General features: G+C 41.4%; 27 protein-coding genes and 2 pseudogenes. 20 read left to right on the top strand and 9 right to left on the bottom strand.

The features are described from left to right. Positions 1-10 precede the first annotated feature (10 nt). Positions 11-511, top strand: coding sequence for a disulfide bond formation protein B (locus F967_RS01815; RefSeq protein WP_004679079.1), 501 nt, complete (start codon positions 11-13; stop codon positions 509-511). Between the two features lie 35 nt (positions 512-546). Here F967_RS01815 and F967_RS01810 read toward each other — a convergent pair whose 3' ends face one another. After that, the gene (locus F967_RS01810) at positions 547-1,893 is read right to left on the bottom strand and encodes a PGAP1-like alpha/beta domain-containing protein (protein ID WP_004769982.1); all 1,347 of its coding nucleotides are present in this window, start codon (positions 1,891-1,893) and stop codon (positions 547-549) included. 261 nt (positions 1,894-2,154) lie between these two features. On the opposite strand from F967_RS01810, the gene F967_RS01805 reads away from it, so the two are divergent. From F967_RS01805 to urtE, 7 genes are all read left to right on the top strand, one after another. After that, entirely contained in the window at positions 2,155-2,742 is a 588-nt protein-coding gene (locus tag F967_RS01805) for a YqiA/YcfP family alpha/beta fold hydrolase (RefSeq protein WP_034430943.1), read from the top strand. A 17-nt stretch (positions 2,743-2,759) separates the two neighbouring features. Next, positions 2,760-4,643 (top strand): DNA topoisomerase IV subunit B, encoded by a 1,884-nt coding sequence (gene parE, locus F967_RS01800; RefSeq protein ID WP_004797804.1) that lies wholly within the window; start codon positions 2,760-2,762, stop codon positions 4,641-4,643. Between the two features lie 403 nt (positions 4,644-5,046). Beyond that, positions 5,047-6,180, top strand: a complete 1,134-nt coding sequence (gene urtA / locus F967_RS01795; protein WP_416201993.1) for an urea ABC transporter substrate-binding protein — start codon at positions 5,047-5,049, stop codon at positions 6,178-6,180. A 91-nt stretch (positions 6,181-6,271) separates the two neighbouring features. Continuing rightward, complete coding sequence (urtB, locus tag F967_RS01790) at positions 6,272-7,894, top strand: urea ABC transporter permease subunit UrtB (protein ID WP_004797799.1); 1,623 nt, start codon at positions 6,272-6,274, stop codon at positions 7,892-7,894. Between the two features lie 4 nt (positions 7,895-7,898). Next, positions 7,899-8,969: an urea ABC transporter permease subunit UrtC gene (gene urtC / locus F967_RS01785; RefSeq protein ID WP_004797796.1), complete on the top strand. Its 1,071-nt coding sequence runs from the start codon at positions 7,899-7,901 to the stop codon at positions 8,967-8,969. Beyond that, positions 8,970-9,797 carry an urea ABC transporter ATP-binding protein UrtD gene (gene urtD, locus F967_RS01780; protein WP_004797794.1) on the top strand — a complete coding sequence of 276 codons (828 nt, stop codon included), beginning with the start codon at positions 8,970-8,972 and terminating at the stop codon, positions 9,795-9,797. Between the two features lie 9 nt (positions 9,798-9,806). After that, the gene (gene urtE, locus F967_RS01775; protein ID WP_004797793.1) at positions 9,807-10,505 is read left to right on the top strand and encodes an urea ABC transporter ATP-binding subunit UrtE; all 699 of its coding nucleotides are present in this window, start codon (positions 9,807-9,809) and stop codon (positions 10,503-10,505) included. A gap of 23 nt (positions 10,506-10,528) precedes the next feature. Here urtE and F967_RS01770 read toward each other — a convergent pair whose 3' ends face one another. Together F967_RS01770 and F967_RS01765 are read right to left on the bottom strand one after the other, a co-directional pair. Beyond that, positions 10,529-11,080 carry a GNAT family N-acetyltransferase gene (locus F967_RS01770; RefSeq protein ID WP_004797792.1) on the bottom strand — a complete coding sequence of 184 codons (552 nt, stop codon included), beginning with the start codon at positions 11,078-11,080 and terminating at the stop codon, positions 10,529-10,531. Between the two features lie 91 nt (positions 11,081-11,171). Beyond that, a complete protein-coding gene (locus tag F967_RS01765) occupies positions 11,172-11,897 on the bottom strand; it encodes an outer membrane protein OmpK (protein WP_004683574.1) in 726 nt (241 codons plus the stop codon). A 367-nt stretch (positions 11,898-12,264) separates the two neighbouring features. Between F967_RS01765 and F967_RS01760 the strand changes: the two genes are divergently transcribed. From F967_RS01760 to F967_RS01740, 5 genes and pseudogenes are all read left to right on the top strand, one after another. Then, positions 12,265-12,636, top strand: coding sequence for an HPF/RaiA family ribosome-associated protein (locus tag F967_RS01760; protein ID WP_004683572.1), 372 nt, complete (start codon positions 12,265-12,267; stop codon positions 12,634-12,636). Positions 12,637-12,776: 140 nt separating this feature from the next. Then, on the top strand, positions 12,777-13,322 hold the full coding sequence (locus F967_RS01755) for an ankyrin repeat domain-containing protein (protein WP_004683570.1): 546 nt from the start codon (positions 12,777-12,779) through the stop codon (positions 13,320-13,322). Between the two features lie 32 nt (positions 13,323-13,354). Continuing rightward, entirely contained in the window at positions 13,355-14,122 is a 768-nt protein-coding gene (locus F967_RS01750) for a transporter (protein ID WP_010589240.1), read from the top strand. 77 nt (positions 14,123-14,199) lie between these two features. Then, the gene (gene dsbD, locus F967_RS01745; RefSeq protein ID WP_004797791.1) at positions 14,200-16,068 is read left to right on the top strand and encodes a protein-disulfide reductase DsbD; all 1,869 of its coding nucleotides are present in this window, start codon (positions 14,200-14,202) and stop codon (positions 16,066-16,068) included. Beyond that, positions 16,037-16,402, top strand: a pseudogene (locus F967_RS01740) (glutathione S-transferase); the annotation flags it as partial. The gene dsbD and the pseudogene F967_RS01740, both read left to right, overlap by 32 nt. Positions 16,403-16,516: 114 nt before the next feature. On the opposite strand, the gene F967_RS01735 reads toward F967_RS01740, so the two are convergent. Further along, positions 16,517-17,704 carry a GGDEF domain-containing protein gene (locus F967_RS01735; protein WP_004797788.1) on the bottom strand — a complete coding sequence of 396 codons (1,188 nt, stop codon included), beginning with the start codon at positions 17,702-17,704 and terminating at the stop codon, positions 16,517-16,519. A gap of 272 nt (positions 17,705-17,976) precedes the next feature. Further along, positions 17,977-18,888 carry an alpha/beta hydrolase gene (locus F967_RS01730; RefSeq protein WP_004679056.1) on the bottom strand — a complete coding sequence of 304 codons (912 nt, stop codon included), beginning with the start codon at positions 18,886-18,888 and terminating at the stop codon, positions 17,977-17,979. 187 nt (positions 18,889-19,075) lie between these two features. On the opposite strand from F967_RS01730, the gene F967_RS01725 reads away from it, so the two are divergent. After that, complete coding sequence (locus tag F967_RS01725) at positions 19,076-19,513, top strand: DUF2147 domain-containing protein (protein WP_004760408.1); 438 nt, start codon at positions 19,076-19,078, stop codon at positions 19,511-19,513. Between the two features lie 58 nt (positions 19,514-19,571). Here the strand turns inward: F967_RS01725 and F967_RS01720 are convergent, their stop codons facing one another. Further along, positions 19,572-19,922: an arsenate reductase gene (locus F967_RS01720; RefSeq protein WP_034430940.1), complete on the bottom strand. Its 351-nt coding sequence runs from the start codon at positions 19,920-19,922 to the stop codon at positions 19,572-19,574. Positions 19,923-20,406: 484 nt separating this feature from the next. Next, positions 20,407-21,231, bottom strand: coding sequence for an exodeoxyribonuclease III (locus F967_RS01715; RefSeq protein WP_004769975.1), 825 nt, complete (start codon positions 21,229-21,231; stop codon positions 20,407-20,409). 41 nt (positions 21,232-21,272) lie between these two features. Between F967_RS01715 and pyrE the strand changes: the two genes are divergently transcribed. Continuing rightward, positions 21,273-21,923: an orotate phosphoribosyltransferase gene (gene pyrE / locus F967_RS01710; protein ID WP_004683560.1), complete on the top strand. Its 651-nt coding sequence runs from the start codon at positions 21,273-21,275 to the stop codon at positions 21,921-21,923. Between the two features lie 210 nt (positions 21,924-22,133). On the opposite strand, the gene F967_RS01705 is transcribed toward pyrE, so the two are convergent. Continuing rightward, on the bottom strand, positions 22,134-22,457 hold the full coding sequence (locus F967_RS01705; protein WP_004797786.1) for a hypothetical protein: 324 nt from the start codon (positions 22,455-22,457) through the stop codon (positions 22,134-22,136). Between the two features lie 103 nt (positions 22,458-22,560). Between F967_RS01705 and F967_RS01700 the strand changes: the two genes are divergently transcribed. The 4 genes from F967_RS01700 (at position 22,561) to F967_RS01685 (ending at position 24,213) form a co-directional block, all read left to right on the top strand. Next, on the top strand, positions 22,561-22,983 hold the full coding sequence (locus tag F967_RS01700; RefSeq protein WP_004676061.1) for a hypothetical protein: 423 nt from the start codon (positions 22,561-22,563) through the stop codon (positions 22,981-22,983). Next, entirely contained in the window at positions 22,980-23,306 is a 327-nt protein-coding gene (locus F967_RS01695) for a hypothetical protein (RefSeq protein WP_004797785.1), read from the top strand. Before F967_RS01700 ends, F967_RS01695 begins: the two co-directional genes overlap by 4 nt. Positions 23,307-23,624: 318 nt before the next feature. Further along, entirely contained in the window at positions 23,625-23,912 is a 288-nt protein-coding gene (locus F967_RS01690; RefSeq protein WP_004797784.1) for a BrnT family toxin, read from the top strand. Beyond that, positions 23,899-24,213, top strand: a complete 315-nt coding sequence (locus F967_RS01685; protein WP_004797783.1) for a BrnA antitoxin family protein — start codon at positions 23,899-23,901, stop codon at positions 24,211-24,213. Before F967_RS01690 ends, F967_RS01685 begins: the two co-directional genes overlap by 14 nt. A gap of 166 nt (positions 24,214-24,379) precedes the next feature. On the opposite strand, the pseudogene F967_RS13460 reads toward F967_RS01685, so the two are convergent. Next, positions 24,380-25,107, bottom strand: a pseudogene (locus tag F967_RS13460) (transposase). Positions 25,108-25,291: 184 nt separating this feature from the next. Between F967_RS13460 and F967_RS14270 the strand changes: the two are divergent. Continuing rightward, on the top strand, positions 25,292-25,491 hold a 200-nt coding region (locus F967_RS14270; protein WP_004797782.1), incomplete at its 3' end, for a hypothetical protein.

The following is a 25,491-nucleotide window of genomic DNA, read 5'->3' as shown; positions in this document are numbered from 1 at the left end:
AGGACTTCTCATGCGATGGACTTACCGCTTAGTTAGTGCATTACTGGTACTAACGAGTATTATTGGTATCTCGTTTGCGTTGTATTTAGAACATGTGCAAGGTTTAGAGCCTTGTCCACTATGTATTTTCCAACGTATTGGCTTAATTGGAATGGGATTGATTGCCTTAGTCGCATTTATTCATAATCCGATTTCAAATGGCTTTAAACGTTTTTATGCACTATTAGCGACTTTATCCATCGGTTGGTCAGTCGGCGTGGCATCTCGTCATGTTTGGCTACAGCATTTACCACCTGATAAGGTGCCAAGTTGTGGTCCAGGCTTGGACTATTTAGTTGATGCCCTGCCAATGAAAGCGGTGTTTAGGGAAGTGCTTTCAGGATCGGGTGAATGTGCTGCAATTGACTGGACTTTTCTGGGACAGTCATTGCCTGTCTGGTCTTTGCTCTATTTCAGCCTGATTCTGTTGATCTGTTTATGGCAACTGTTTAGAAATTATCGTGCAGCTTAAATAAAAAAAGCTCGGCTTTGGCCGAGCTTTTTACTTTAAGTCTCAACAATGCCGTCTAAATCATCGAAAGTATAATTATGTTGCATATTCACCATATGTGTTTGAACGCCTTCTTCAATCACTTCACCCACTTCAGGATATAACCAGCGGGTAATCTGCTCCGCAACACTGGAATGATACTGAATTTCAAAGTGATTCAGTCCATAAAACACAGCTTTATGCGTTTCTGGTAATTTAAGCTGGAAACGAGGGTTTGGATGCTCTCCCAAAGCACTCTTGACACTGACCATTGAATCTCCAATCAGCTTGAGTGCCTTGTTGCGCAACTTCTCAAATTCTAAAGTACCTGCGATTAAGAAGGTATTGATATGAGAGGGTAATGGCGCAGGTTTGCGGTTGTCGTCTGCAAACCCGATACGTGCGTCATTATGTTCCCAGTCGTCATCACGGACACTGCCATAGCGCAGATCCAGAATACCGTTACTACGGATATTGACCAACTGACCAATCAGGTTAATAAAAGGAAATGCACCAAGTTTGTCCTGCAATACAAAACCGAAACGCTCAAGCGCTGCACCATGGTGAGGTGAACCAATGCAAACCAGATTCTCAACCATATGAACCCATTGATACAGGTTCTGTTTGCCATAGAACAGCGCGCTGCGTGAAACCAGCCCACCCATACTGTGGCCAATCAGGTCGATACTGGTGATGCGTGGATTGCGTTGCACCAGATCTTCAAGCGTATCGGCAAAACTATGGCCATTAGCGGAAATGCGTCGTCCTGTATTGTAGTTCAGGTACAGCATGGTGTTGTTGTCACGCTGTGCCAGTAACCGTTCACCGATACCGCCATAACGCTGATTTGACCAGGTTAAATGGTTCATGCACAGACCGTGGGTCAAAATCACCACACGCCCAGTCAACTCACCTTGCTGTAGTGATCCATAATGGTCATACAGCACCATCGGCAAAGCCATTGGATTATGCTGCTTAAGGAAAAAATCCCCAAAGATCCCATTCAGCGCCCCCACCACGAAATGTAGGGTCGGTGTCAGGGGTTTGTCATGTAGGACTGGGAATCGTTCAATGATGCGGCGCAGACTTGGTGCAAGAAAACAGCGACCATATTTTTGGATGGCATCATAGGAAAAATGATAAAACTTTTGTAATTGTGGAAGTTTTTGTAAATTTCTGGCTTTTTGTGCACTTAAACCGAGCGTAGTCCGTAACACTTCAGTTTGTACCAACTGCAACAATTCATGAACCCCGCTTAAACTAGTACTCACAAGTTGTGCGAAACCTTCCAAAACATCTGCCTGACTTGGGGGGGTACGGTCCCACTTACAGTAGGTTTCATGCAGAGGTGTTAAACTTGGCATATTAATTTCCCCATCCTTTTGTATACCGAAGGTTTGATGTTATTCAGTTTAATACTGTTTAGATAAACTACAACAAACGCTTACATCTTATTTGTTTCATAAGTAATTTTTTTAGAATACTGATGAACGGAGTGCACTATCGTTTTTTATGTCAGACAATATCAAGCTTAAATGTAATTTATATTGTTATTTGATTAACTGTTGTGCTTAATAATGTGATTTATTTTACTATAAGTAAAACTGCTGTCTATTTTGGTGCATATGCAAATTATTTATTTACATGGCTTTCAGAGCAGCCCCATGTCAAAAAAGGGGCAACAATTACAACAATATTGCACAACTGTCGAGCATGCTGATGTGCATTTACCTGATTTAAATAAACCGCCTAAACACGTTTTAAGAGATATTTCTAAGTTGATTGAAAGTTTACCACTCGATCACGTTGCATTGGTTGGAAGTAGCTTAGGGGGATTTTATGCGACATATTTTGTCGCTAAATATGCTTGTCCTGCTGTACTGATTAATCCAGCCATGCAACCATGGCAACTGTTTAAGGATTTGTTTGGGATTGAGCAAATTCCACTCAAGGTGACTGAATCATGGACACTCGATGCCGACCAATTGCAGCAATTACAATCAATTGCTGACACGAAGTTAAAGCATGCTGATAAAATTCTTGTACTGTTGCAACGAGGTGATGAAGTCTTGGATTATCGTCAAGCACAACGTTATTATAATGCAGCACAACCATCTGCATTGATTTTAACCGACGCTGATGGTAATCATGCAATGGATGATTTTGAAGAAAAACTACCCTTAATCCTCGAATTTTTATCGGCAGCCCTCTAATAAGGAAGTCAGACCAAGTGACACAATACACGGCACAATCCCTTGAAGTTCTTTCTGGTTTAGACCCAGTTCGTCGTCGTCCAGGCATGTACACCGATACCTCGCGTCCAAACCATTTGGCGCAAGAGGTGATTGATAATGCAGTGGATGAAGCACTTGCAGGACATGCCAATCAAATTTGTGTCACCGTATATGAAGATGGTTCATTGTCAGTCGAAGATAATGGACGAGGTATGCCAGTCGATATTCATCCTGAATATGGACAAAGTGGGATAGAAATTATTCTGACTAAACTGCATGCAGGCGGTAAGTTCAGTACCGATAACTATCAGTTTTCAGGTGGGTTGCACGGTGTCGGTATTTCTGTCGTGAATGCTTTATCAACACGCGTTGAGGTTGCTGTACAACGTCAGGGTAACTTGTATCAAATGGCGTTTGAACAAGGTGAACCTATTGCACCATTATCGGTGTTAGAAGGTAAAGTTGCGAAACGTGCGACAGGAACAACCGTTCGCTTTTGGCCAGAAGCAAAATACTTTGATAGTCCAAAATTTGCACTAAAAGCATTGAAGCATAATTTGAAAGCTAAAGCCGTTTTAGCGGCAGGTTTAAAAATTATTTATGACGATAAAATTAATAACGAAAAAATTGAATGGCAGTTTGAAAATGGTCTAGTCGACTATTTAATGGATGAACTTGAGGATCGGGAGATTCTGCCTGATCCTGCCTTTGTCAGTAGTGGACAAGCAGAGCGAGCAGCTTGTGAGTTTGCGATCTGTTGGAATGTTGAGGGTGGTGAACAAATACAAGAAAGTTACGTCAATTTGATTCCAACCGCGCAAGGGGGAACCCATGTCAATGGATTGCGTTCAGGGGTCACGGAGGCGTTACGAGAGTTCTGTGAATTACGTAATTTATTACCACGTAATATGAAACTTTCGGCAGAAGATGTTTGGGATGGGGTCAATTTCATTCTATCTTTAAAATTCCAAGAGCCACAATTTTCAGGGCAGACCAAAGAACGTCTATCGAGCCGTGAAGCCTCCAATATTGTGCTCAATATTGCCAAAGATGCGTTTGCTTTATGGTTAAACCAACATGCTGAGATTGCAACGCAGTTAGCTGAAATGGCAATTGCCAAAGCTGGACGTCGTTTAAAAGCAGCTAAGAAAGTCGAACGTAAGAAGATTGTGGCTGGTCCAGCATTACCTGGAAAACTGGCAGATTGTGTGGGTTTAACCCGTGAAGACAGTGAGCTGTTTATTGTCGAAGGAGACTCTGCGGGTGGAAGTGCAAAGCAAGCGCGTGACAAGAATTTTCAAGCGATTATGCCGATTCGAGGAAAAATTCTAAATACATGGGAAGTATCTTCGGATGAGGTGCTCGCTTCTCAAGAGGTACATGATATTGCGATTGCCATAGGGGTTGATCCAGGTAGTGATGATCTATCTGAATTACGTTATGGCAAAATCTGTATTCTTGCCGATGCAGACTCGGATGGTCTACATATCGCGACATTACTCTGTGCGTTGTTTGTGAAGCATTTCCCGACTTTAATTGAAGATGGTCATTTGTTTGTCGCAATGCCACCACTGTATCGTATTGATATTGGTAAAGATGTTTATTATGCGTTGGATGATAGTGAACTCGAAAGCATTTTGAAAAAAGTGAAAGGCAATAAAAATCCGCAAATCACTCGATTTAAAGGATTGGGTGAGATGAATGCGAGTCAATTGCGTGAAACCACGATGGATCCCAATACCCGCCGTTTAGTCCAACTCGATTTGGATGATGCGCATTTTACCGCAGGATTATTAGATAAATTGCTGGCAAAAAAACGTTCGAGTGATCGTAAGCATTGGTTAGAGCAAAAAGGTAATTTAGCGGATATAGTTGTTTAATTCTTTTTAATTGAAAGATTAAAAGCCAAGCTCATGCTTGGCTTTTCTTTATCTAGGGTCTAGCCATATTTAGGATAAATTAATCTGCATCATTTTAGTTCATCCCGTTCTTTTTGTATGCAATGTTGTATACAAGATTGGATTCTTATTTATCTTATCTTATAAATATTAAAATAAAACAATGATTTAAATTGTTGGCATAGAAATTGATTAACTCCACTCAGTAAAAATCACAATATCCATGTGTGGGGAGAAACAAGATGCAAAATAAATTATCAATGTCCGTTCTTATGGCAGCCATGATGGGGTAGGACTGGTCGGTTGTTCAAAACCAGCAGAAAAAACAGAACAAACAAAAACTGAAACGAAAGCTGCACCTGCAGCAAGCGGTGACACGATTAAAGTGGGGATTTTACATTCACTCTCAGGCACGATGGCGATTTCTGAGACTTCTCTGAAAGATACTGCATTGATGACCATTAATGAAATCAATGCCAACGGCGGGGTGATGGGTAAAAAACTCGAACCTGTCATTGTTGACCCAGCATCGGATTGGCCGCTATTTGCTGAAAAAGCGCGTCAGTTAATTACTCAAGATAAAGTTGCCGTTATTTTCGGTTGCTGGACATCAGTATCACGTAAGTCGGTTCTTCCTGTGGTTGAAGAGTTGAATGGTTTATTGTTCTATCCAGTGCAATATGAAGGTCAGGAACAATCAAAAAATATTTTCTATACAGGCGCAGCACCGAATCAACAAGCCATTCCTGCAGTTGAGTATTTGATGGGAGAAGAGGGCGGTAAAGCACAACGTTTCGTTTTACTTGGTACAGATTACGTCTACCCACGTACGACCAATAAAATCTTACGGGCATTCTTGAAGTCTAAAGGCATTGCCGATGCAGACATCATGGAAGAATACACACCGTTTGGTCATAGCAACTATCAAACCATTGTTTCCAATATCAAGAAATTCTCTGCAGGTAAAAAGACTGCGGTGATTTCAACCATCAATGGCGATTCCAACGTTCCTTTCTATCGTGAGTTGGGTAATCAGGGTATTAAGGCCTCTGATATTCCAGTGATGGCATTCTCGGTGGGTGAAGAAGAATTGCGTGGTATCGACACCAAGCCATTGGTGGGGCATTTGGCAGCATGGAACTATTTCATGTCAGTTAAAAATCCGAAAAATACCGAGTTTGTGAATAAATTCAAACAATATGCAGTGGAGTACAAGCTTCCAAATGCCGACAAAGTTGTGACCAACGACCCGATGGAAGCGACCTATGTGGGTATCAATATGTGGAAACAAGCGGTTGAAAAAGCAGGTTCTACAGAGGTTGATAAAGTTCGTGATGCAATGGCAGGTCAAACTTTTGCAGCACCATCGGGTTATACCCTCAAAATGGATGAAACCAATCACCATTTACATAAACCTGTGATGATTGGGCAAATTCGTGGTGATGGGCAATTTGATGTGGTTTATAAAACGCCTCAAACCATCAAAGCTGAGCCTTGGAGCCCATACATTCCTAAATAATTTTCCTATGCAACCTGCTGTTTCGGCAGCAGTTTTTTCTTGGTTTTATTTCTGATTGATTGGTTTAAATAGAAAATATAAGGGGAGTCTTATGGCGAAACACTATGTTTTGGCAATGCTCTGCATCATGGCACAGATCATGTTTAATCCTGCATGGGCAGAAGTTACTTCACCAACAACTGTGACGTCTACAACTTCTCAGGATGCCATCCAAACTTTTGTTAAATCTGATTTTGCTACTCGTCGTGCTATGTTGAATCAATGGCCAGCCAGTATTGAGCAACTCGATCAGTTGGTGACATATATTGATCAAAATGAGTTATATACCGATAGTTCAGGTCATACTTACATTTTAAAAAACGATGAAAAATTATTAAGTTATCCACAATTGCAAGCCATCGACACTTGGCCCTCAGATTTATCTCAAGTAACGCTGGTTAATACCTTGCGTAAGGCACTGAACTTCGGACAAGCCAAAGTTAAATTGAATTCTGATGATGCATCACAACGTTTAGCCGCTGTTGATATTTTAGAAAATAATTTGGATGAGCTTGATGTCGCAACGATCAAACAACTCTATCTCAATGAAAAAAGTGAAAGTGTTAAAGCCCGTTTAGCGCAACTGAAAGCTCGTTTAGATTTTAATAGCCAAGATGAATTTACCAAAATCGAAGCGGTAAAAGTTTTGGCGAATTCAAATCGTCCAGATGTATATGCTTTAATCACACAAAGCTTAGAGCAACCGCAGAGCAATCCAGCACTCAAGACGGCTCTGGTTGAAGCACAAAATAAAATTAAAACCCGTTTGCAAATCAGTGAGTGGTCAGGGCATGTATTTTCGGGTCTCAGTACCGCAAGTATTTTACTTTTAGCAGCGCTTGGTCTTGCGATCACTTATGGTTTGCTTGGTGTCATCAATATGGCACATGGTGAACTCATCATGATCGGTGCTTATACCACTTACGTCATTCAAAGTTTTTTTAAAACGCACTTTGCAGGCTTAGTCGATTGGTATTTATTGGCTGCGATTCCTGCTGCATTTCTGGTGAGTGCGCTGATCGGCATGTTGATTGAACGTACTGTGATTCGTCCGCTTTATGGTCGCCAATTGGAAACATTATTGGCAACCTTTGGTGTGAGCTTAATCTTGATGCAATCGGTTCGGATGATCTTTGGCGCACAGAACGTTGAAGTGTCGAATGTCGCATGGCTCAGTGGTGGTATTGCCCTGACGCCAAGCCTGATGTTGCCATATAACCGTATTGCGATTATTGGTTTTACTGTGGCGGTGTTACTGCTACTCGTTTTCTTATTAAACAAAACCCGTTTTGGATTATTTGTTCGTGCTGTGACACAAAACCGTCAAATGGCGCGTGCCGTGGGCATTCGATCTGCACGTATCGACATGCTGGCATTTGGTTTAGGTTCTGGCTTAGCTGGATTGGCAGGTTGTGCGTTAGCACAAGTAGGGAATGTCGGGCCTGACCTCGGACAAAACTACATTATTGATGCCTTCCTTGTCGTTGTGGTTGGCGGAGTGGGGCAAGTGTGGGGTGCGGTACTTGCAGCCTTAGGTTTAGGGATTAGCGGTACAGTTTTGGAGATTGGTTTAGGTGCGGTTTTAGCAAAAATTATTCTCTTGGTTCTTGTGATTTTGTTTATCCAAAAGCGTCCACAAGGTTTGTTTGCCATCAAAGGTCGTTTCGTGGAGTAAGTCAATGAAAATCACTTCTTTATTTGCAGATAAATCCTATAGCGCAATTGCGATTGCCATTTGTTTTGCGGTGTTATTGAGCTTGCCGTGGTTGCATTTGTTATCCCCTGATTCGGCATTTTATCTGTCAGCGTATTGGATCACCTTGATTGGCAAAATCATGTGCTTGGCTTTGGTCGCGTTGGCACTGGATTTGGTGTGGGGCTATGCAGGGATTTTAAGCTTGGGGCATGGCTTATATTTCGCCTTGGGTGGTTATGCTTTCGGTATGTATCTGATGCGCGAAGCCGCAGGCGATGGTCTGCCTGATTTTATGCGTTTCCTCAGTTGGACAGAACTCCCTTGGTATTGGGTGGGAACTGAGCATTTTGCTTGGGCGATGATCTTGGTTTTATCTGTGCCTGCCTTAGTTGCCTTTATTTTTGGTTTCTTTGCTTTCCGCTCAAAAATCAAGGGTGTGTATTTCTCAATTATTACCCAAGCCATGACCTTTGCAGCGGCACTGTTGTTCTTCCGCAATGAGACAGGTTTTGGTGGTAACAATGGCTTCACGGGTTTTAAAACCTTATTGGGTTTTGATATTACTTCTGCGCCGATGCGTGCCACTTTATGTTTTGTCACCGCTTTGGTTTTGATGCTGTGCTTTATCGGCTTACGTCAACTGATGAATCGTCCTTACGGGCGTGTGTTGGGGGCGATTCGTGACAGCGAAAACCGTTTGCAATATTTGGGTTATCGTACGCTGTGGTACAAGCTGTCAGCATGGATACTGTCTGCGGTAATTGCAGGTATCGCAGGGGCGTTGTATGTGCCACAGGTGGGCATTATCAACCCAAGCGAAATGAATCCAGTCAACTCGATTGAAATGGCAGTGTGGGTTGCCGCAGGGGGGCGTGGTACCTTGATCGGACCGATTCTTGGTGCAGGTTTAATCAATGCGGTGAAGACTTATTTCACGGTGGCCGCTCCCGAAGCTTGGTTACTGATCTTAGGGGCTTTATTTATCGTGGTGACGATTTTCTTACCGAAAGGCGTGATTGGTTTATTTGATCGTTTTAAGAAGGAGAGCAATTAAATGAGTGATTTATTCGTAGACTCAGCTCAACATGGCGGTCAACTTGGTGAGGGCTATGGTCGTGCCAAAATCCAAGGTGCAGATTTTAGTCATGGCATCGCCTTATATCTGGAAAAAGTCAGTGTGTGGTTTGATTCGTTTCGCGCCCTCAATGATTTATCGCTGTACATCGCCGAAGGTGAGTTACGCTGCATCATTGGACCAAACGGTGCAGGTAAAACCACGCTGATGGATGTGATTACAGGTAAAACGCGTCCAACCACTGGTACTGCTTTTTTTGGACAAAACTATGATCTTGCCAAAATGAGTACCGAGGAAATCGCGGAAGCTGGGATTGGGCGCAAATTTCAGAAACCAACGGTATTTGAAAATTTCACAGTCATGGAAAATTTACTGCTCGCTGCACCACGTGATAAGCGAGTGAAAAAAAGCTTGTTTAGCCGACTTGATCCACAAGCGCAGTTAGCACTGGAGGAAAGTCTGGAGCAAATTCGCTTAAAGGAATTTGTAAAAAAGCCCGCAGGATTATTATCTCATGGTCAAAAGCAGTGGTTAGAAATCGGCATGCTATTGATGCAACGTCCGAAGCTGATTTTATTGGATGAACCTGTAGCAGGAATGACCGATGCAGAAACAGAACGGACGGCTGAACTGTGTTTGGAATTGAAAAAAAATCATACGCTTGTAGTCGTAGAGCATGACATGAGCTTTATTGACACCATCAGCGAAAAAGTGACGGTATTAGCACAGGGCGCAATCTTGGCAGAGGGCACATTGGCAGAGGTACAAGCCAATGAAGATGTGATTGAAAAGTATTTGGGACGCTAGGAGACCGCCATGTTAGAAGTGAAAGAAATTAACCAGTTTTATGGTGGTAGTCATATTCTTCGTGATGTGTCATTTCAAGCGCCTGTAGGTGAATGCAGTGTGATTCTAGGACGGAATGGCGTTGGTAAAACCACGTTGCTGAAATGCTTGATGGGGATTCTCCCGATTAAATCAGGACAGATTTTGCTAGATGACAAAGATATTGCCAAAATGTCCCCTGAGCAACGAGTACGTGCAGGATTGGCCTATGTACCGCAAGGACGAGATATTTTTTCAACTTTGACGGTAGAGGAAAATATTTTAATTGGCATGGCGAAATTTTCAGGTGCAAAAACCCGAAAAGTACCGAGCCATCTCTACGAAATTTTTCCTGTTTTGGATGAAATGAAACACCGCCGTGGTGGAGATTTATCAGGTGGTCAGCAACAGCAGCTTGCGATTGCGCGAGCGTTGGCTTCTGAGCCCAGTGTTTTGATTTTGGATGAGCCAACTGAGGGGATTCAACCCTCGATTATTAAAGATATTGGCCGTGTGATTCGTAAACTGGGGGATCAGGGTGAAATGGCGATTGTCTTGGTGGAACAGTTTTATGATTTTGCTGAAGAGCTTGCGGATAACTATACCGTGATGGCGCGTGGTCAGGTGATTGCACATGGGCAAGGGGTAGAAATGCCTGAAAAGGGGATAAGGGAGTTGGTGGCGATTTAATAAAAGCCTCGTAAGAGGCTTTTTTATTGAGTAGTTGAAAGTTGTAGCTGCATCCAAACCAAGTCACGCCATTGTCCAAATTTTTGTCCGACTTGTGGCATATAACCTGTTTGTACAAAACCAAGCTGTTCATGTAGCACAATTGAACCCATATTTTTACTATCAATCGCGGCCACCATGATATGCATGTTTTGTTGTATCGCGAGATGGATCAGTTGTTGCATCAAGGCTTTGCCTAGACCTCGACGTGCATAGCTTGGATCAACAAAAACAGAATGTTCGATACTCTGACGATAGCCGCTAATACTACGAAATGCAGCATAGTAGGCATAGCCAGCAACTTTATTATGGTGTTGGTCTTCAACCACAATCATTGGAAATTGCCGCTGTTGCATGTCTTGAAAACGTTGTTGGTATTGTTCTAAAGCAACGGCTTGATGATTCCAGTTGGCTGTCCCTGTGAGGATTTCATGATTATAAATAGCGAGAATCTGTGCTAAATCATCCATTGTGGCAAAACGAATCTGATAACGGGGATTCAAGTTGTGTGCTGCGAGCTTAAGAACGAATGACATGAGAAAATAAAAGAAAGTTCACATCTTCTGAATATGCGTGATTGAAAAAAACAGCAAGACTAAGCTTGCTGTTTTTCAATTGACTGACTGTTTAGAAATGATATTTCACTAACGCACTGACATTGTTTTCGTCACTACCTTTAATACCAAACTTGTTATTCCAAACCGAATGTTCAATACCTAGATACAGGCGTGTTTCTGGTGAAATATGCTTACCGACATTCCACTTGTATTGGGTGGTCCAGTTCAGCTCGCTGGCATGATCTTTCTCACCTGTAGACCAGTCAAGAAAGCCATCCACCAGAAAATCCTCATTTGACAGTTTAAATGGCAATGCGTAGGCAATGGTCATTTGATAGTCATCAGCAGTGTTTTCATTGCTGGCACGGTAGAAATTGACATTCGCATATTGGAAATAAGGAATTGCAAGATCGAAACCTACGCCGTATAAGAAGTTATCAAAACTAGAAAAGTCATCATTATTGCTTTCCCATGTTGTTGAAACCAACACATCCTTTACTGGGCCGAAAGCAAGCTTCTGACCAGAAATCTCACCTAGGCTTAAACGTGGAGAGAGTTCGAAATAGGTGCTTTTATGATCGTCGCCACCACGCATGCGATCCATAAAGAAAAATACATCGGCATATTTTACTTTTGCCGCGTATTCAATGGTTAAAGTCGTTTGCTTTTCATCGACAACTTCGTAGTTTTCGCCGTATAAACCAGTGAGGCTAAAATCTTGCCAAATAGGCTTTGCCTGAACGAAAGCTGCTGTAGATACCAATAAACAAGTCGCTGCAAGTTGCTTCAATTGCATTTAAAAAATCCCCCCCAAAATGGCGTGTCAAGCATACAAGGAATTAAGCAAAAATAAAGCCAAATTTGACCAACTACTCAAAAAATTTGTATGGAACGGCAAATCAGGAATGAGATGGTATTAGGCTGCTTTTTGATCAAGTTTTAATAAAAATGTCAAAAATCAGCTTGCATATTTGTGATGAAAGACAGATATTGGAGTTATACAAGATTTTCTTAACTACTGAAAAGCAACAGATGTGAAGCAAGGAGACCACAAGCATTTACATAATCAAAATATACAACTGCACTGAATGAATGCATGCTCAAAGCGTGCTAAATAAAAAAGTTTAGTAGAACCGTCTCACAGAAAAGAGAGGAAGATATTTATGAATATTGAAGTCCGTACAGATAAGAACATTCAAGGTGGCGAACGTTTAATTAGTTATGTCCGTGCAGAACTTATGCAAGCATTCCAACGCTATAGCGAACGTATTACACATTTTTTGGTTTATATTAGTGATGAAAATGGGGAAAAAAAGGGCGATGATGACAAACGTTGTACGATCGAGGCTCGTCCAGCAGGCCTGAAACCTGTTGCTGTGACAAACAAGGCGGCAAATGTTGATGCCTCCATCCACGGTGCGATTGATAAACTAAAACGCAGTTTGGAACATTTATATGAGAAAAAAGAACATCATCGTGGTGGCTTGCCAAAATATATTGATGTCGATGATGACGTAGACCTGAAAGAAGCATAGGTAGATATGCATAAAAAAAGCCCAAAGTGGGCTTTTTTTATGTGTGTATCAAATTTATACATGATTTTTGGGCTGTTTTATAAAAACCTGTTGGGATATTCGGCATAATAGAAACATTAAATATATTGTGAGAATTGGTCATGTTAAGCAATCAGCATCAGGCCTTGGTGCAAGCCATACAACAACTCGATTTAGCCCAAGTGCAATCTTTACTTGCTGAAGGACTCGACCCGAACTTTATTGATCCAGAACATGGTTTCCCAGTCTCTATTTTATGTGATGGCTTATTTGTCTGGTGGGAGAATGTCTGTGAAGCTTATGAAGCAGGTCAGCCATTGACTGAAGCAGACAAACAACAACAATTACAAGTTTATCAAGACATTTTAGAAGCATTAATTCAAGCGAAAGCCAATCTTCATTTATGGGATGCCGAGGAATTTTATGGACCACTTTGGGATGCGGCAAGCTCGGCCTGTGTGCCTATGGTACAGCGTCTACTGGATGAAAAGGTGGATCCAAATACTCGCGATGAAGAGGGTCTCACCATTTTGTCATCCATTAGCCAGTTATTCTTTGACTGCGATTTTGATGAAATTGACTGGTCGGAGTCCTTGCAGGAAGAGCGTGAAACACTAGAATTGCTACGTCGCCATGGCGCAAAAATGTCAAAAGAGTTAACGGCATAAGCCTAGCCAGTAGAATGAAAAAGGGGAGAATGATGAAAACACTTCAAACATTGGGCTTTATTGCAGCCTCAATGATGGTCAGCACAGCTTTTGCGGCGGATTTTTCTTTTGACCGCCATGGAGCTGGCATGGGCACGGGGATTACACCAGTGGGTCATCTGGCTTGGGAGCAGGGATTGCCTTCTGTCAGCTATCAGCAGGACAATGTCGCTGGGGCAAAAGACAAAACCCTAACACTCAATGCTGACATGCTGTTGCGTACAGGTTTAACCGATGGCCTTGAACTCCAGTTAGGCTGGCAGGGACCTGTCTGGCAGCAAAACAAATATGCGGGCATGAAAAAGGAAACTCATGGTTTGGGTGATGTCAGCATTGGCTTGAAAAAGGCGATTGACCTAAAGGATGACCGTTTAAGCATGGCGTTGCTGGCTGAGGCGGTTATTGCAACGGGCAATGACGAGTTCACTGCACATGACGATATCTATAGCCTGACTTCGGCAGTGGCGTATGAGTTAAGTGACTTGGTTGGTACATCCATTACCATGCGTTATGAGGCGCAGAACAGTGATTGGGCAGTCACCGCCGTTCCGACCATTGACTATAAAATTGCAGGTAAATTGTCTGGTTTCTCAGAGTTTATCTACCGTAAGGCGGAAAGTCAGGACTATGAATATGGTTTAGGTACGGGTCTGGTTTATGCCATCAATGACCGTGCTCAAGTGGATGCCAGTGTTGGTGTCGATTTAAATGGCAGTGGCAAAAGCTATAACGGTGGTTTTGGCGTTTCGGTCCTATTCTAATCAAACCTCTCTCCATGTTCCTCCCTTGAATTCCTGTTGCGCATAGGGAGTGCTGGAGAGAAAGCAGAGAAAACATAATGAAAAAGTGTGTTCAGGGCGGCTACAGTTTTCAGCTGATCCGTTATTTTCTTGGCAGTTTACTGTTGTTATGTGGGACACTCATCCATGCCCAGGATAATGTTTTAGCGCCATTGCTCAGCCCAGAACAGGCATTTACATTTTCGGTTGAATCGACCAAAAACAATGAGGCACGCCTGCATTGGACCATTCAGCCCAACTACTATTTGTATCAACACAAATTTGAGGTTCAGCAGGGCAATAAAGCGGTCGCCTTGAATTTACCCAAGGCGGTTGACCAGTATGATGAAAATTTTGGTCATACCCAGGTGTATTACCAGCAGGTTGAATTCAGTATTGCCACGCAGGCATCACAACATTATCGGGTGAGCTGGCAAGGCTGTGCCAAAGACCGTATCTGCTATCCACCGCAAAACATTGAGTTCCAGACCGATGCCGATGGCTTGGTCAGCATGGAAAATACAGGTTTAAACTCACAAAAACGCTTTCTGGATGTCGCCCGTTCCGCCAATGCCTTAAATGCCCAGACAGCCGCAAATGACAGGGCGGAAACATCAGACGCTACCGTTTCTATATCTTCCAACAATTCAACTGGTATGGCGCAAGATCAGAAATGGTCAAGCACGCTGGAACAACATTCCCTTGCCTACAGCCTGTTGTTGTTTCTGGGTCTAGGTATTTTACTGGCGTTTACGCCATGTTCGTTGCCGATGCTGCCGATTTTGACTTCATTGATTGTTCGTGAACATAAAGGGGTCAAGGCATGGACAATTGCACTGACCTTTGTGCTGAGTATGGCGATGGTCTATGCGGTACTTGGCCTGATCGCCTCGGCGGCTGGACTGAACTTCCAGCGCTGGTTGCAGCAGCCTGCCACACTGGTTGCTTTCAGCCTGTTGTTTGTACTGTTCGCCTTAAACCTGTTTGGCCTGTTTGAGATCAAGCTACCGCAAAAACTGCTTAATCGGCTGGATCGTATGCAGTCGGTACAGCAGGGTGGAACCCTGATTGGTGCCAGTGTCATGGGCATGATCTCCGCCTTGCTGGTTGGGCCGTGTATGACCGCACCCTTGGCAGGCACACTCCTGTTTATTTCCCAGACCCAAAACCAGTGGCAGGGCGCATTATTGCTGTTTACGCTGGGTTTTGGCATGGGGATTCCACTGTTGCTTGCCAGCGTGTTGGGGGCGAAAGCCTTGCCGAAAGCGGGTGAGTGGATGCACCAGATTAAGGTGATTTTTGCCTTTTTGATGTTGGCTTTAAGTATTTATTTTATCCGTCCGTTGTTGCCTGAATTAGCGATTCAAATACTTAGTCTTATATTGGGCATGGCATTTATTGGTTTCGCGATATATCGTCTGTTTGTGAAGAAAGGACAATTACAGTGGTTATATGCATTGTTGCTGATGATCTCAGTTCCGTTTTTAGCTTTTAACCAATATCAACATATTCAAAATTTAAGCGCAGTTCAGGCAGATAAATTAGCAGAGTGGCATGTCGCAACAACCGCTGTTGAGTTTGAGCAGATTCTAGCTAACGCACCAAAAGATCAGGCCGTTGTGATTGATGTGTATGCAGATTGGTGTGTGGCTTGTCAGCCGATTGAACATCGCATCTTAAAGGATGCTGAGGTGCAACAGGCTTTAGCTCCTTACTATTTGATTAAACTGGATTTAAGCCATTATGATGCCTCACATCAGGCACTGCTCAATCAATGGGATATTTTAGGCCCACCGACCTATCTATTCCTGAACTTTCAACAACAGGAAATCCGTCCGCTCCGTTTGACAGGCGCATTTAAAAAGAACGAATTATTACAACAACTCACGACATTAGACAGAAATTTTAAAGCTGAACCCAACAGCTAAGGTTAGTGCTGTTGGATGAGGAACTGGTGGTTTGGGACAGTCTGGCCATCTGTGAATATGTGGCACGGATTGAGCAAATCTGGTCTGAACGTCCAGCTGAGGACAGCTTTTTATGTGAGTTTAGCCTTGCCGATGCATTCTATGCACCTGTGGTGATGCGCTTTGAGTGTTTTAAGCTGCCATTATCGGCGTCAAGCCAGGCCAGGCCTATATGCAAAAGATATTGTCTTTGGCATCCGTGCAGCAGTGGATTGCGGAAGTCAGACAGGAGCAGATGTTTGTGGCGTTTGATGAGCCTTATCGAAAAAGTCGTGATGAATATTTAAAACCCTAAAAATCTGGAAAAATTGATAAATAAAGCCTAGGGATATATCGAAGTTGAATAGAACTCCAACCTGCATAATATGAAAAATTTCCAGCCATTTCCCCTAAATGGCTGGAAATACCTTTAATCAATGGCAAGATCAGTAAAGATTTTCACCTGATTCCGTCCATCTGCCTTGACCGCATATAAAGCCTGGTCGGCCTGACTAATGATTAAATGGGGTTCATCCGCACTCACTGAACTGCTAATGCCAAAGCTGGCGCTGACCGAAAATTCCTGCTGATATTCCGTGATAAAGTTCAAGTGGGAGATTGCAAGACGGCAGCGTTCCGCCACACTTTGTGCCCGTGCCGTCGTGGTGTTCGGCAGTAGCAAAATAAACTCCTCACCACCAAAACGCCCAATCACATCCAGGTCACGAATGTTGTATGCCAGACATCTTGCCACCTGAACCAACACTTGATCGCCCATGCTGTGCCCAAACTGGTCATTAATATTCTTAAAGTGGTCTAAATCGAGCAGCACAATTGAATATAACGGGTCTGGCTGCTGATGCAGCTTTTCCAGATAGCTGCTAATACTGCGTCGGTTCAGTACATTGGTGAGGGGATCAAGACGGCTGAGGAGCTGAATGGCGGTTTCCCGTGTGCGCCACTGGGTCAGCAAAACCTCAAACAGGAATAGGCAGGCCAGCATAATCGGAACAAGGAAGAACATCATGCTGCCCACCCAGAAAGGATGCATGGCAACCTTGTTGATTTCCGCCATCTTAAACAGAGGGGCGTAGGTGAGTGCCCCGATAATGCTCATATAATTGCAGAACAACAGGGCAATGGTGGCAGGCACAAGGGCATAGTAAATCATTTTACGGTTAAACAGGATCAAGCCCACACCCACCACGCTGACATAACCCACCATGGTTGCTGGACTAAAGCTTCCCACCAGATAGCTGTTATGGCAAAGCATTGCGGTAAAGACCTGCACCGTAATGAGGGGAAGAAACTCCTTTGCCCATTTCCGATCCCTATAAAAGTGGCAGGGAAAAATGATGGCCACTAAAACCACAAGCATAATCAGGCTGGTCCATAACTGAGACCAGACCAGGTTTAAATGTACCCATGCTGAATATGCTGGATGGGTGAGGATAAAAATATCCCAGCTGATCCAGAACAGGTTCATAACAGCAGCAAGTATCAGTAATAAAATACTTTTTTTAAGTATGGTCCAATTGACTACAATTTGATGTTCCAAAAAAAGCCTGAGGCCCCATCTCTTTGTGTCAGTTGACCTATTAAAACGAATCTTGACCATTGGCATGCATCCTTATATGCAATGAGATTCCGTAGAAACTGTAGAGTTGTCCTCAAAATATTGAAGAATAATAATTAAAATAACAATAACATCTTTGGAATGAGAAAAAAGTCTAGCTCTAGGCTTTTTAATGCAAATTATAACGGGAAAATTTTTTGAAAAAAGGGGGGTGATGTGAATATCCAATCAGATTTATTTTATGATGACAAAATTAAATTAACAGTGACAATGGTCAGCCATAGCTGACCATTTTTGCATAAAATTTAAGCGGCCTAGTCACGGTCAAGTGAATGGGCGAAATCCGCAATATCCGCCAGTGCCTGTTTTGCTTCAGGGAACCATGCATTGAACATCTGGAAATTATGCCACATGCCTGTGTAAAGTTTAAAGTGTACTTTGACTCCAGCTTTTTCAGCTTTTTCTCTAAAGCGTTTTGAATCATCCAGTAAAATTTCTTTTGAACCGACTTGCACCAGTGTTGGCGGTAAGCCTTTAAGATCATCAAATAGAGGAGAAACACGCGGATCATCCGCTTGTACACCATCTTTTAAGTAATGATTAATTCCTGCTTGTAAGGCTTCAATAGAGAGCAGAGCATCATGTTTTTGGTTAAAGCGTAATGATTCACTGGTGAGGGTCAGATCTAAATAGGGTGACATTAAAATTAAACCGCTTGGCATGAGATCAGGTTGTGCTTTTAATCGTAAGCACAATGCCAACGCGAGATTGGCACCACAAGAATCCCCCGAAATAATAATATCTTTGGGTTGGATACCTTGTACCAGAAGCGCCTGATAGACATCAAAAATGGCGTCAATTGCCTCAGGGTAGGGATGTTCAGGCGCAAGTGGATAATCCATATGAACCACTTGCATTTGCGTGCGCGCAGCAATATCAGTCATGAGGGCCCGATGCGTACTTAAACTCCCCAGGAAAAAAGCACCGCCATGAATATGAAAAATAAGTTGTGTGGCAGACGCTTGTGCCTTGATTTCTTCACCACGCACGCCTGCTAAGCGCAATGGTCGAATTTGTACTGTGGGATTTTGGGGGAATAGACGACAAAGTTGGTCTAATAAAGGTCGCAAAGCATTCGGGGCTAAATTAAACTGACTCGGCGTACGAATGGTCGCTTTTAGTAATGATTCAGTAAAATAATATTTCCAAACAGTACCAAATTTCATAATTTTTCCATATTGTTAGTTCAGTATATAACTAAGAGAGTTTTGACTCATGTGCCTTGCGCTGTAATTACAGCAATGTTTTGTTGTTGCTCAGGCTATACCCAATAGTCATAATCAAGCATTGCAATATTGATAGAAATTCTCAATACTCTTAGTCTTGAAAAGACCCCTTAAGGATATTACAAAAATGAAGAAAATTGCTTTAGCATTTGGATTGCTCGGTTTAACAACTTTTGCCAATGCGGCAGATGCATTAAACGGTAGCGTTTGGCAGACAATCGATGATGAAACGAAGCAGCCAAAGGCGATTGTGAAGTTTACTGAGCAAAAGGACGGTTCGTTAACAGCGTCTATTCAAAAGTATTTAGTTCCAGGGCAGGAAGATGCCTGTTCTAAATGTGAAGGAACCTACCACAACAAACCTCTTAAAGGTATGGCGATTGTGCGTAATCTGAAGAACGTGGGTGGAACAAATTATGACAATGGCACAATTATTGATCCTAAAAATGGCAAGACCTATAAGTTGAAAGCTCAAATCATCGAGGGTGGTAAAAAGCTTAAACTGCGTGGCTATATTGGTGTAGCCGCTCTAGGCCGTAACCAGACCTGGGTTCGTGCCAACTAATTTGAGTTTGAACTGAAAAAAACCGAGTCCTGAGACTCGGTTTTTTTATTTTTTCTGTTTAAGCGGAGAGATTCTGGTAAGTCGCCTCATCAAAGCCAATAATAAAGCCCTGTGGAGTTTGTAGCACTGGACGCTTAATCAGGCTTGGTTGGGCAATGAGGGTCTCAATCAGGTTTTGCTCGTTGCTGCTGGCATGGGCATGTTCTGTTTCAGATAACTTGCGCCAAGTTGTACCTTTTTTATTCAGCACCTTATCTGCACCCATTTCTTTCAGCCAAAGCGCTAAAGTGGCAGCATCAATTCCCTGTTTTTTGTAGTCATGAAATTCATAGGCAATACCCTTTGCCTGTAAGGCATCAAAGGCCTTTTTCATCGAATTGCAGTTTTTAATACCATAAATTTTAAACATACTGAAAACCATAGAAAACAAGAAAAGATATGACTGAAAGCCTAACGCAAAAAGCTGGTCATTTGCCAGTTGAGTTTTTTAGCCTATAACTCAATGCATGTTTGAAATGGTCAACAGACCCTGTTTATCAAGTAAATTGATGCATTGTGTTGAGCAAAATTAAAATGATCAAATCAATCATGCTTTTTGATGAAAAAAGCTAAAGACAAACGGGGTGAAAAATATTTAAGATTTAAAAAGAGAAAACCCGCATTTAATCTTCCTGATCATGCGGGTCTCATTTCAACGTCCAATGTCTCATCCATGCAAATAAACTTAAACTAAGTTTATTTTGTCTTCCTACGGCTTCCTATCCTTTTTTGGTCATCCTGACCGCTTCCTTGTGCCGTGGTGCTATAATGCCGTTACAGCCGATAAATAAAAATACACAAAAAACGACACAATCTGTCAGCCAAAGAGGCGGTCAAAGTGAACAAGTGTTCACTTATTCGTGTATTTTATAGTCAATGATGACAGGGGCATGGTCGCTAAACCATTGTTCTTTATACACCCATGCGTTTGCAGTCCGCATCTTCCAGTCAGGTGAACAGGCTTGATAGTCAATCCGCCAACCTACATTTTTTGCACGTGCCTGCCCACGATTTGACCACCATGAATACAATTCCGCCTCTTTTCGCACTTCGCGGAATGTATCGACATAACCCAGTTCATCATAAATATGATCAAGCCATGCCCGTTCATGCGGTAAGCAGCCTGAAGATTTCTGGTTGCCTGACCAGTTTTTAATATCAATGCGCTTATGCACGATGTTGTAGTCGCCACACACAATGATTGATTTGTTCTCATCCCGCCATTGTTTTAATATTTGGGCATATTCTTGTAGAAACAAATCCTTACGGGCTTGTGCTTCATCGCCACTTGAACCTGATGGCAAGTATAGCGAGGCAATATGAACAGGCTGTGACAATCCCAGATCGAATTCAGCCGTGATAAAACGCCCCTGCGAATCAGCCAGTTCAAAACCCAAACCGTTTTGTACTGAAACAAATGGGAGGCGGCTGTAAATCGCCGTACCTGCATAGCCCGCACGTTCGGCAGGGAACAGGTGGGTATGCCAGCCTTTAGGCTTGAATTTGTCGGTCCACTGTTCATGGGTGATGCGGCTTTCTTGCATACATACGACATCCGCATCGGACTGTTCTAACCACTCCAGCAGACCTTTGGTCACAGATGAACGTAGACCATTTACGTTAATTGAAACCACTCGAAGAATTTTTACATCACTTGGATAGCTATCCTTTGGTATCATACGTCTGTTTAACCTCAATTAAAGAATCTGGAGCACCTTATATGACAACGCCTGTGTCATTTCATCCGCAAGCTTTTATCGAACTCGCATTATCACGTGGTGTGCTTAAATTTGGTGAGTTTACCTTAAAATCAGGTCGTGTCAGTCCTTATTTCTTTAACGCGGGTTTACTGAATGATGGTGAGGCACTGTCGCTTTTAGCGCAGGGCTATGCCGATAAATTGGTTCAGTGTGACAATGTTGGGGTGATTTTTGGTCCAGCCTATAAAGGCATTCCGTTTGTGGCGGCTACCGCAGTGGCGTTGTCGCAAGTGCATGGCAAGAGTGTGCCATGGGGCTTTAACCGTAAAGAAGCCAAAGATCATGGTGAGGGTGGTGTGTTGGTTGGCGCATCGGTTGCTGGCCAGAAAGTCTGGATCATTGATGATGTGATCACCGCGGGAACTGCGATTCGTGAAGTTGTGACCATCTTAAAAAATGCGGGAGCAACCATTGCAGGGGTTTTGGTGGCGCTAGATCGTCAGGAACGTGGTCAAGGTGAGCTTTCTGCAATTCAGGAAGTACAAAAAGAACTGGAAATCCCTGTGCATGCATTGATTACCATGAAAGATTTAATGGATTATCTGGATGCCAAAGGCGAGAAAGAAGCCTTGGCAAATATGCAGGCTTATCGTGAAAAATATGGCATCTAAGTTTTAGGTGTAGGAAAGGAAGCTGAGGCTTCCTTTTTTGTTGAGTTTAATTAACGAATTATTGGAAATAATGATTGAAAAATAAGCGTGGAACGTGAAAAATCATGTAAAAGCCGTTCCAGTGCGCCGAACCCTAGAACGACTTTAACTAAGATATTGATAATTATATGAAAATTTAAAGCATTTCGTATAAGGTGTATTATGTTAATTTTAGAAAATCTGTTTTAGTTTGTACCTTTTCAAAATTATGTAAAAAGCAAATAAAATACTTATCCAGAACAAATAATCAAAAATAAAATATAAGAAGATAAATTGATCTATTCCTATAATAATATTTAAAGGATCTAGCGCTATACTCCCACCTGGAGATACTTCACCATCTACTAAAAACTGTAAGGGAAATCCTCCTCCAATGACTTTAACTTTTCCAAGCTTGTCTACAACTATACGATCCACTAATGTATATTTCTGATAAAACAAAGATAAATAAGTAAAAATAAAAGATAAGCAATTGAAGTATAAAAATTTTTTCATAATTTCCTCTCATATATCTACTAATTTTAACAATTTTTAATCAGAGCCTTTTGGAATAATTTGCTTTAATTTCTCTATTACTTTCTCAAAAAATTCCTTTAATATGAAAAGATTAGAATTTATTTTATTAAGTTTACTTGCAGCCTGCAGTCCAGTTACAGAAAAAATTGAATCAAATATAGTTGTTCCACGTATTCAATATACGGGGGGAGCAGATAATGCAAGTTATAGTGAGGCTAAGCTTATTAGGGAAGGTAAATGCCTATACCTAGAACATGCTGATGGCTCTAAAGTTCTGCCAATTTTTGCTACAAAAACTCTGGATTGGGATACGGAAACTAAGAGCCTAAAAGTAGATTCGGATACTTATTTTTTAGGTGATAAAGCAGCATATGGAGGCGGAGAATCCTATCCTCTAGAAAAAAATAATTATTCTTGGATAACTGAAGTAGATCATAGCTGTGATACCTCAAAAGTTATAGTTATTAATCGACTCATAAGACCAATTGAAGAACTACCAAAATGAAGAATAGCCTATTTTACTGTCTTACATTAGTTCTACTTATAGGATGCCAGCCATTTGAAAAAGATGGATATATTTTTATTAAAAATCAGACTGATTATCCAATTACAGACCTTAAAGTAACTTATATTAGTGCTCAAAAAACTTATAGCTTAGGTACTCTTTATCCTTATTCAGAATATAAATACGCCATCAATTACGAGCGGCACAATGAGGATTCAATAATCTTTTCATATTTAGATAAAAATCATAAAGAGATTAATCAAGAAGTAGCTACGTATGCAGCCAAATATGATAGGAAAAGTTATGAAATAGTTATTCAATAGAATATAAATTACAATTACTAATTGAACGAAAAAACTTCAATTTGAAATTTCAAAAACTTGATTTTTCCACTAAATAACTATCCATTTAACATAATGGCTATTATACGAAGTACACCTGTATATTAATATAAATATCAGATACTTATTTAAACCATAAAAATCTAAAAAACATAAAAAAGCCGATTTTGAAACAAGTCGGCTTTTTTATGAGCGGTTTTGATACTTCTTGCCAATAAATTTGACTAAAAATTACGCTTTTCAACTTGAGTGATACAATTTTGTGATACATTATTGTATATACAAATTTGAATGTTTTTTATGGAACAGTATTTCGAATGGGATGAGGCTAAGAATCGAAAGAATCAGAAAAAGCATGATATCTCTTTCGAAACTGCAAGCCTTGTTTTTGATGATCCATTAAGGATCTCAATCCAGGACAGACATACCGATGGTGAAGAACGTTGGCAAACCATTGGAAAAGTAAAAGGCGTACTAATGCTCTTAGTAGCTCACACCATCTTTGATGAAGATGACTGTGAAATCATACGAATCATTAGTGCAAGGCAAGTCACCAAGGCGGAGCGAGATAAATATGAGCACGGTTAGATACTCACGTAAAGAACTGAATGAAAAATTCAGCGACAAGCAAGATGCTGAAATTGAACGCTTGCTTGCTAAAGGGACGGGTCCTGATGATCAGCTAGATCTATCAGATATTCCTGAAATTACAGACTGGAGCAATGCTGTACGCCATAATCAATTCTATCGCCCAGTGAAGCAACTGACTTCCATCCGTTTAGATGCTGATGTACTTGCATGGTTTAAAGCTCAAGGCAAAGGCTATCAAACACGAATGAATGAAATTCTGCGTGAAGCAATGTTAGAAGATTTAAAAAATCATCGATAAAAATGAGAGCTTAGGCTCCAATTTTTTAATTTTAATAACATATATTAATTTTTTGGTTCTTAGTGAAATTTAACCATCGGTATAAAAACTCGTGTTAAACCTGATTTATCATGTATTCATTAATATCAAAAATATTGATAATTTATCAGACCTCTTGCGAAAGTCGTTATTGCAAGTTCATCCAGTTTACCAGTGCAGCGATTAAGTTAATGCGTAAACCGAATCTTTTTCGTCTATTTCGATAGCGTTCACTTAGTATTCTAAATCTTTTTCTTTATTGGCATCAATAATTTAAAGCCATCTTGCTCTAACCCATAGTACCCTAAATCGGTCATAACATAGTCACAATGTTTGAATTTCTTAACTGTTTTTCTTGCCAATTTAATATCATGCTGACTGCCAGACGATATATCTACTCCTATGATTTGTTTGCTCTTCGGATGATAGATCACTTGGGCTTTTAACGTATGTTTCTTCTTTTTACCACTGTAGAACTTACTCTGATTTTTTTTTCGGGCGTTCTATTGAACATTCTGTCGCATCAATAATTACCCAGTTAAATTGTTCGTCTGCTGTGGTAATGCTTCGTTTTGGCAGGGTAAAACGCCTTGATTTCATTAATGCATCTTCAACCTTTTTAATGGTTCGATTCACATTACTTTCAGCGATATGGTAATTTGCAGCCAATTCCAATTGAGTGCTGTAATTCCGTAAGTAATTGAGTGTTAATAATAATTGATCCTCTATAGCTAAAGTATGAGGACGCCCAGATTTCTTTTTAAGTGATTCTGCTTCTTTTAAAACTTCGACCATTTCACTAAAAACTGGTCGAGGTACGCCAACCAAGCGCTTGAATTCAGAATCTGAAAAACGGTTTAATTTCTGATATTTCATGAAATCTATATTGAGGCAGTTTTTACTTTCGCAAGAGGTCTAAAATTAAATACTTATAAAAAAAATTTTTTTTAAAAATACTCATTTTTTTTTAGTTAGATATTTACTATAATAAGTTGAAACGTAATGTAATACAAACAAACATTAATTACACATTAAATCCATAATGTAATTTAGGGTATCTATGCAATCAATGAATTTAACAAAGCTAAGTGCTGCTATTATTTTGGCACTAAGTACTGCTGCTTGTAGTAGTGGGGGAAGTCATTCAACAACATCTACTTCTCCAGTAATTACTGAACAGACTGCCGCTGAGAAAGCTGCTGCTGAGAAGGCTGCCGCTGAAAAGGCTGCTGCTGAGAAAGCTGCTGCTGAAAAGGCTGC

The organism is Acinetobacter sp. CIP 102637 (genome assembly GCF_000368425.1).
GTDB classification, from domain to species: domain Bacteria; phylum Pseudomonadota; class Gammaproteobacteria; order Pseudomonadales; family Moraxellaceae; genus Acinetobacter; species Acinetobacter parvus.
Note: the sequence above shows the minus strand (reverse complement) of the source record. Positions and strands in the feature narration are given on the sequence as shown.

Bases quoted from the DNA above. Each gene is read 5' to 3' on its own strand.
- F967_RS01730 (WP_004679056.1), bottom strand. From the start codon at position 18,888: ATGAAATTTGGTACTGTTTGGAAATATTATTTTACTGAATCATTACTA.
- F967_RS01750 (WP_010589240.1), top strand. From the start codon at position 13,355: ATGAAAACACTTCAAACATTGGGCTTTATTGCAGCCTCAATGATGGTC.
- dsbD (WP_004797791.1), top strand. From the start codon at position 14,200: ATGAAAAAGTGTGTTCAGGGCGGCTACAGTTTTCAGCTGATCCGTTAT.
- F967_RS01700 (WP_004676061.1), top strand. From the start codon at position 22,561: ATGAAAAGATTAGAATTTATTTTATTAAGTTTACTTGCAGCCTGCAGT.
- F967_RS01815 (WP_004679079.1), top strand. From the start codon at position 11: ATGCGATGGACTTACCGCTTAGTTAGTGCATTACTGGTACTAACGAGT.
- F967_RS01695 (WP_004797785.1), top strand. From the start codon at position 22,980: ATGAAGAATAGCCTATTTTACTGTCTTACATTAGTTCTACTTATAGGA.
- F967_RS01720 (WP_034430940.1), bottom strand. From the start codon at position 19,922: ATGTTTAAAATTTATGGTATTAAAAACTGCAATTCGATGAAAAAGGCC.
- F967_RS01755 (WP_004683570.1), top strand. From the start codon at position 12,777: ATGTTAAGCAATCAGCATCAGGCCTTGGTGCAAGCCATACAACAACTC.
- urtC (WP_004797796.1), top strand. From the start codon at position 7,899: ATGAAAATCACTTCTTTATTTGCAGATAAATCCTATAGCGCAATTGCG.
- F967_RS01685 (WP_004797783.1), top strand. From the start codon at position 23,899: ATGAGCACGGTTAGATACTCACGTAAAGAACTGAATGAAAAATTCAGC.
- F967_RS01810 (WP_004769982.1), bottom strand. From the start codon at position 1,893: ATGCCAAGTTTAACACCTCTGCATGAAACCTACTGTAAGTGGGACCGT.
- F967_RS01765 (WP_004683574.1), bottom strand. From the start codon at position 11,897: ATGCAATTGAAGCAACTTGCAGCGACTTGTTTATTGGTATCTACAGCA.
- urtD (WP_004797794.1), top strand. From the start codon at position 8,970: ATGAGTGATTTATTCGTAGACTCAGCTCAACATGGCGGTCAACTTGGT.
- F967_RS01770 (WP_004797792.1), bottom strand. From the start codon at position 11,080: ATGTCATTCGTTCTTAAGCTCGCAGCACACAACTTGAATCCCCGTTAT.
- F967_RS01715 (WP_004769975.1), bottom strand. From the start codon at position 21,231: ATGATACCAAAGGATAGCTATCCAAGTGATGTAAAAATTCTTCGAGTG.
- urtB (WP_004797799.1), top strand. From the start codon at position 6,272: ATGGCGAAACACTATGTTTTGGCAATGCTCTGCATCATGGCACAGATC.
- F967_RS01805 (WP_034430943.1), top strand. From the start codon at position 2,155: ATGCAAATTATTTATTTACATGGCTTTCAGAGCAGCCCCATGTCAAAA.
- F967_RS01725 (WP_004760408.1), top strand. From the start codon at position 19,076: ATGAAGAAAATTGCTTTAGCATTTGGATTGCTCGGTTTAACAACTTTT.
- pyrE (WP_004683560.1), top strand. From the start codon at position 21,273: ATGACAACGCCTGTGTCATTTCATCCGCAAGCTTTTATCGAACTCGCA.
- F967_RS01735 (WP_004797788.1), bottom strand. From the start codon at position 17,704: ATGGTCAAGATTCGTTTTAATAGGTCAACTGACACAAAGAGATGGGGC.
- F967_RS01760 (WP_004683572.1), top strand. From the start codon at position 12,265: ATGAATATTGAAGTCCGTACAGATAAGAACATTCAAGGTGGCGAACGT.
- urtE (WP_004797793.1), top strand. From the start codon at position 9,807: ATGTTAGAAGTGAAAGAAATTAACCAGTTTTATGGTGGTAGTCATATT.
- F967_RS01690 (WP_004797784.1), top strand. From the start codon at position 23,625: ATGGAACAGTATTTCGAATGGGATGAGGCTAAGAATCGAAAGAATCAG.
- F967_RS01705 (WP_004797786.1), bottom strand. From the start codon at position 22,457: ATGAAAAAATTTTTATACTTCAATTGCTTATCTTTTATTTTTACTTAT.